Source organism: Chloroflexus sp., from assembly GCF_056331925.1.
In genome coordinates this window covers 91,561-97,668 of record NZ_JBWGQH010000016.1, presented here as the reverse complement: position 1 = coordinate 97,668, position 6,108 = coordinate 91,561, and the positions used below count along the sequence as shown (strand labels likewise).

The 6,108-nt window shown below is 53.4% G+C and carries 7 protein-coding genes; 2 read left to right on the top strand and 5 right to left on the bottom strand.

The genetic code is table 11. The features are described 5' to 3' along the window. Window positions 1-282: 282 nt before the first annotated feature. The 5 genes from AC01ZF_RS10180 to AC01ZF_RS10160 form a co-directional block, all read right to left on the bottom strand. Window positions 283-420, bottom strand: coding sequence for a hypothetical protein (locus AC01ZF_RS10180; protein ID WP_424677382.1), 138 nt, complete (start codon window positions 418-420; stop codon window positions 283-285). A gap of 4 nt (window positions 421-424) precedes the next feature. Further along, window positions 425-1,132 carry a zinc metallopeptidase gene (locus AC01ZF_RS10175; protein WP_424677383.1) on the bottom strand — a complete coding sequence of 236 codons (708 nt, stop codon included), beginning with the start codon at window positions 1,130-1,132 and terminating at the stop codon, window positions 425-427. A 372-nt stretch (window positions 1,133-1,504) separates the two neighbouring features. Beyond that, window positions 1,505-1,723 carry a YtxH domain-containing protein gene (locus AC01ZF_RS10170; RefSeq protein ID WP_424677384.1) on the bottom strand — a complete coding sequence of 73 codons (219 nt, stop codon included), beginning with the start codon at window positions 1,721-1,723 and terminating at the stop codon, window positions 1,505-1,507. A gap of 22 nt (window positions 1,724-1,745) precedes the next feature. Then, window positions 1,746-3,032, bottom strand: a complete 1,287-nt coding sequence (locus AC01ZF_RS10165; protein WP_424677385.1) for a Glu/Leu/Phe/Val family dehydrogenase — start codon at window positions 3,030-3,032, stop codon at window positions 1,746-1,748. A gap of 107 nt (window positions 3,033-3,139) precedes the next feature. Then, a complete protein-coding gene (locus AC01ZF_RS10160; protein ID WP_428132217.1) occupies window positions 3,140-4,204 on the bottom strand; it encodes a M42 family metallopeptidase in 1,065 nt (354 codons plus the stop codon). Window positions 4,205-4,460: 256 nt separating this feature from the next. Between AC01ZF_RS10160 and AC01ZF_RS10155 the strand changes: the two genes are divergently transcribed. Then, window positions 4,461-4,814 carry a metallopeptidase family protein gene (locus tag AC01ZF_RS10155; RefSeq protein ID WP_428132215.1) on the top strand — a complete coding sequence of 118 codons (354 nt, stop codon included), beginning with the start codon at window positions 4,461-4,463 and terminating at the stop codon, window positions 4,812-4,814. Window positions 4,815-4,850: 36 nt separating this feature from the next. Further along, window positions 4,851-6,098, top strand: coding sequence for a glycosyl hydrolase family 18 protein (locus AC01ZF_RS10150; RefSeq protein WP_428111826.1), 1,248 nt, complete (start codon window positions 4,851-4,853; stop codon window positions 6,096-6,098). Window positions 6,099-6,108: the final 10 nt, after the last annotated feature.

The window sequence follows — 6,108 nt, the reverse complement described above, 5'->3', positions numbered from 1 at the left end:
AGCCATCTTCAACGCTGCTTATCGGTCTTTGTTGTGTCGAGTGGAACGCGACGGATGGGCAGATTGCTCGCTTCGCTCAACTCGAAATGTAGGGAGACAGCAATACGCTACTGCGTCCCTACCCCATCACGAACTAGCGCGAGCTATGATGGCAGCGCACTGTTCCACCCTTTCCCCGGTTTATTCTATTATAGGTCAATCGTACCTGACCGACACATACACCTGTGCAACAACACCAAGGCGTGAAGGGTACCAAGCAGATCATCGCCGCGCAAACGTTGCCTACACCGTTTGCGACTCCGGCTTCGACGGTTCACCGAGAATCTTATTGGTCAGATAGGTTGCCAGCCATGCCGCAGCCAGACTCAACACGAGACTGATCAGACCATGCACGAGTTTCCGGCGCAAGTCTTCTTCCATAGCTTTAGTCCCTCCGTCGCATTAAAATCGTGACAAAGTAGAGCAACTGGGCGATGGCTTGGGCCGCAGCAGCCACATACGTCAACGCGGCAGCATTCAGGACTGCGTTCACCCCCTCGGCCTCTTGTACCGTGACCAGACCGTTACGTTGCAGCATCTCACGAGCCCGAGCACTGGCATTAAACTCCACCGGTAACGTCACCAGTGTAAATGCCACCGCCGCGCTGAACAAGATTACACCCAAAACTGCCAATTGAAAACCGAAACGGCTCCCACCGCCGGCACCGAGCAGCATACCGATAAAGAATAGCCACGTCCCTAGTTGCGAGCCAATGTTCGCAAAGCCAACAATCCCTGACCGAACCCGTAACCATACGTATCCCGCTTTATCTTGAGCGGCATGGCCCAACTCATGGGCAACAATTGCCATCGCCGCTACCGATGGTTGTACCGATCCTTCCGAGAGACGGATTACTTTGCTCGATGGATCGTAGTGATCGGTGAGCATGCCGGGAATGGTCTCAACCCCGACATGCTCTAAGCCCTCATTCCGAATTAAGATGCGGGCGACATCAAAACCGTTCAGACGCCGCATATTCGGAACACGAGACCATTTATTAAACGCCGACTGGACCTGAAACTGGGCCCACAGCGCGAAAAGCATCGCCGGTACCGCAAAGATGATATACATTGGATCGAAGAAAAATGGCATAGTCGCCTCCTTCGTGTGCTTAAACGTAATAGATGTTTGTTGCTATGCTCAGTATACCACTACCACGTATCTGGTGAGTAAGGGCACAATGCACAGTACCTCACAGCATACCGCTTTTGTGCTACAAACCATGATACTGAATCATTGTGTAGAAAATGTTGAAAAAGTATATGATCTTCGCAAATATCGCGCGCCGCAACCCATGATCCGATTAATCATGCGATCACAAACACCAAAAGCAGAACTATGCCTTAGCGCATAGCTCTGCCTTCGATGCACATAGCGGTATTGTATCGTTGACTTGTCAACGCCCATTATGTTTTCGGTGGTCAGCGTACCACCGAGAACACAATATCTGGGCAACCATCCCACTTACAAAGATTGCCGACCATTCAAGGCATGGCGTAGCTGCCCCAACCCTGCCTGCATTCGCTCGGCCACCAACGCCCGGAGCACCGGCCCACTGCGCGGGCTAAACAGTGTTGCGATCCCACTACCGATAAGCAACCCGATTAGCAGACCCTGCCAAAAACGTCTTCCGCTGGTCCGACGTGGGATTAAGCTATCGATCATCGCATCAAGATCATCCATAGCGATATACTCTCCATCTTCGTTATGGATAGATACCGCGTGTTGTCACTGCATCGGCCACACGCTGCACCGCCAAGATATAAGCGGCTGTGCGGAGATCAACGTGCTGCTCGGCAGCCACCCGCAACACCTGCTGGAGTGCATTCGTCATCACCCGCCGCAGTTGTGCATTGACTTCACGCTCACTCCAGAAAAACTCTTGCAACCCCTGCACCCACTCAAAATAACTCACCGTCACGCCACCGGCATTGGCGAGGATATCGGGGATAACCACACAACCTCGCTCGTACAAAATTGCATCGGCAGCTCTCGTCGTCGGACCATTGGCCGCTTCGGCAATAATCTGTGCTTTGATCCGGTCGGCATTGTGGGCCGTTATCACTCCACTCAACGCTGCCGGAACCAACACCTCACACTCAACCTCGAGCAACTCTTCATTGGTTAGCGTATCGGCATTCGCAGCACCGACCACACTACCGGTAGCAGCTTTGTGGGCTAATACCGCTTCCACATGAAGACCATAGGGATTGTACACCCCACCGCGGCTATCACTAATGGCGACGACCTTCATCCCCAGCGCAACTGCCTCCCGTGCTACCGTCGAACCAACATTACCACAGCCCTGGATTGCCAGACGGATATCAGGTACGTTTAGCCCAAGATGTTGCGAAGCCGACATCAATACGTAGGTCAATCCACGTCCGGTCGCTTCCAACCGCCCTTCCGAGCCACCGACATTAATCGGCTTACCGGTCACCACTGCCGGAACGGTATGACCCTGATGCATCGAGATCGTATCCATAATCCACGCCATCACCTGTGGCGTAGTACCAATATCAGGGGCAGGAATATCACGTTCAGGGCCGATAACGACGCTAATCTCGGTAGCAAAACGGCGAGTGAGCCGTTCGATTTCACCAATAGAGAGCTGTTTCGGATCGACAATGACGGCACCCTTGGCCCCACCATACGGCAAGCCGGCCAGCGCACATTTCCACGTCATCAACATCGCCAACGCCCGTGTCTCATCGAGCGTCACCGCCGGATGATAGCGAATCCCGCCTTTCGTTGGGCCACGGGCCAGATTGTGCTGCACCCGAAAACCTTGAAAGACCTCGATCCGACCATTGTCACGCTTAACCGGGAAGTTAACGGTTAGTTCACGCTGTGGCACGCGCAAAATGCCACGCAGACGCGCCGGTAGATCGAGGCGGTCAGCAGCTTCGTCAAACTGCTGCAAAACCGTCTGCAACAGGCCTACCCGCTCTGAAGGTGCAGCTGCAGATCGTTCAACATCAGTCATCACCATAATGCTGTACCTCTCAACGATGAGCTACACGGCCAACATTGGCCGGTTGCGACTCCGATGTCGCAGTGGATGGTATTGTAGCATGCAATGATTGCGTTGGAATGAGATCATTCATCAACTGGAATGAATTCATTGACACTATTCACAGAATGAACGAACGCAGCGATCAATTGCACTGCGTACTCAACGTCACTCAATGCGATCATCTCGTTCGGCGAATGCATATAGCGATTGGGAATGGAGATAACCGCACTGGCAATCCCGCCACGCACGTGGTGGATCGCATCAGCATCGGTACCGGTATAACGTGGCGAGATTTGTACACTGTACGGAATTCCTTCGCGTTCGGCCAGATCAACCAAGCGGCGGAACACACGCCCACTGTTGGCTGAACCTCGTGACAGTACTGGGCCACCACCGAGTTTCACAACGTTCCATTGCCTTTGGTCCGCGTCGGGATGATCGGTGGCAAAAGTAACATCGACCACAATCGCCACCTGTGGATCAAAACTAAACGCCGCCGTCGTTGCACCACCGAAGGTAATCTCTTCTTGGGTCGTCGCAACCGCGGCAACACAAGCAGCCGGACGATTCTGACTCAGCAAACGCAACGCCTCCAATACGGTAAACGCCCCGATCCGATTGTCAATCGAGCGACTAACGATACGACCACCGCGTAATTCGTAGACAGGTGCGTCGATCACACCTACATCACCAACATTCACCAGCTCACTTGCTTCGGCGCGATTCGTGACGCCAATGTCGATCCACATCTGTTCGATCTTGGTCGCCTGATCGCGCTCACCGGATTTCAGCAGGTGAATAGGTTTCTTACCGATCACTCCAATAACTTCACCATGCCGACCCAGCAAACGTACCCGCTGCCCAATTAAGACCTGCGGATCCCAACCACCGATCGAACTGAAGAAGAGAAAGCCGTTATCATCAATATGGCTAATCATCAACCCAATCTCGTCGATATGGCCTGCCAGTAGAATCCGGGGATCACTTCCTTCCAATACCGCAAAACTATTCCCGAGCACATCACTGTACACCGTATCGGCAAAAGTCCGGGCCTCGGTACGCCAAACCCGTGCGGCACGATCTTCCTCTCCTGAAGGCCCCGGTGCGGCAAGAAGGCGCTTGAGGAATGAAATTTGATGTTCTTGCATACTATCCCTCGATTCGTTAGGAAAGGCTGAAACCACAAAGCCACAACCCGTTTGTAGCACATCCGGTTGACGAGAACCTTGACTGTACCACACATTGTTCGCGTCGTGCAACCGGCCAAGTGTTACCGCTTTTGCCGATTCTGATCACGCCATCACCGGCCGTATCTCGCATCAACACAGCTCAAATGCTTGACGCTCATTACTCGCGACAAGTATAATGAGCTATGGTGTTGATTATATCTAATTACACAAAGTAATGGAGAAACCACAATTCGCCGATCTGGTTGCGGAAGTGCTCGAACAATTACCTCCCACCTTTGCTCGCCATCTCGAAACGGTTGAGATCGTCATTGCACCCCGTCCGAGCCGCGCACAACGTCGCGCACTCGGCTTACGACCATGGCAGACAATCTACGGTCTTTACGAGGGGGTCCCGTTCACCGAAGAGTACAACGCACCGGCAACCATCACCATTTTTCAAGCACCGCTCGAACGAGACTTTCGCACGATAGCGTCGCTGCGTGAGCAGATTCGACGCACCATTCTGCATGAAATTGCCCACCATTTTGGGATTAGTGATGAACGACTACACGAACTAGGTGTATACTAAAGTTGCCAACTTAGTCGTCGAAAGGTGAGAAAATCCGTGCGGATCGGCACGATAGTAGCCGGAGCAATCTACATTGGTGCCTTGGTCGTGGCAGGGCTACTACTCTGGCAGACGGTAGAAATGTCACGTACTCTCATCGCGCTCTCGGCCAACGCATCAACTCCAACACCAGTACCAACACCAATGCCGACAGCCGCGCCGTTACTGGTGTTACCAACCCCTATCCCACCAACACCCTTGCCTACCACCGCACCGCCGCAACCGGAAACTTTCGGCTATCACCCCAAGAGTGGGCGATACATTGCCGTTTGGCTACCACCGAACTTCACCGGTGATGCCCGTGAGTCGTTTTTCGCCAACGTCGATATTATCGACGACATCAGCCCATTCTGGTACACCACCGATGCTAGCGGACGGCTGTACGGGCAGCGCGACGATGATCTGGTGCGCATTGCCCATGAAAACAACATACGAATCATCCCCTCGATCCACAATGTCGGCAACCCCGGTGTGGTTGTACCGGTGTTAACCAATCCACAGCTCCGTGCGCGCCATATTCAGAATATCGTTGATGAAGTACTGGCTCGTGGCTACGACGGCATCGACATCGACTACGAAGCACTAGATCCCTCACTGCGCGACGATTTTACCGCGTTTATCATTGACTTGGCTGCCGCACTCCACGCACACAACAAACTCTTGACCGTCGCCGTTCATGCTAAAGACCGCGATAATGGCGGATTAGGGGCATTCCAAGACTGGCGGGCTATCGGACCGCATGTTGATCAATTGCGGATCATGACCTACGATTATCATTGGCGCGGCTCAGGGCCAGGACCGGTCGCACCTGCCTACTGGATTGAAGCAGTAGCCAATTACGCGCGCGAAGTCGTTGACCCGGCCAAAGTGTTGATCGGTGTTCACTTCTATGGCTACGACTGGCCACCCAACGGCAACGCAACTGCGCGTCCATGGCGTGTGATCGAGGAGATTATCAACGAGTATCAACCGACGGTAAGCTTCATTGAACGGAATGCACGTGGTCGGGTCGGCGAGAGCACCTTCACCTATCGCACAAGCGTCGGTACGCGCACCGTCTGGTTTATGACCGATACCGGTCTCGCCGACAAAATTACCACCGTGCAGAAGCTTGATCTGGCCGGCATTGCCATTTGGCAATTGGGGTACGAACGTCCCGAATATTGGCAAACAGTACGAACCAATCTCGTGCAGGATTCAACGTTGATACAACGCGCATTAAACACCTTGTTACCAGACCCCTAGGTAGCGGCGC

What these genes read in the sequence shown, in the direction of transcription:
- AC01ZF_RS10180 (WP_424677382.1), bottom strand. Translation starts at nt 420, where the DNA reads ATGGAAGAAGACTTGCGCCGGAAACTCGTGCATGGTCTGATCAGTCTC.
- AC01ZF_RS10175 (WP_424677383.1), bottom strand. Translation starts at nt 1,132, where the DNA reads ATGCCATTTTTCTTCGATCCAATGTATATCATCTTTGCGGTACCGGCG.
- AC01ZF_RS10170 (WP_424677384.1), bottom strand. Translation starts at nt 1,723, where the DNA reads ATGGATGATCTTGATGCGATGATCGATAGCTTAATCCCACGTCGGACC.
- AC01ZF_RS10165 (WP_424677385.1), bottom strand. Translation starts at nt 3,032, where the DNA reads ATGGTGATGACTGATGTTGAACGATCTGCAGCTGCACCTTCAGAGCGG.
- AC01ZF_RS10160 (WP_428132217.1), bottom strand. Translation starts at nt 4,204, where the DNA reads ATGCAAGAACATCAAATTTCATTCCTCAAGCGCCTTCTTGCCGCACCG.
- AC01ZF_RS10155 (WP_428132215.1), top strand. Translation starts at nt 4,461, where the DNA reads ATGGAGAAACCACAATTCGCCGATCTGGTTGCGGAAGTGCTCGAACAA.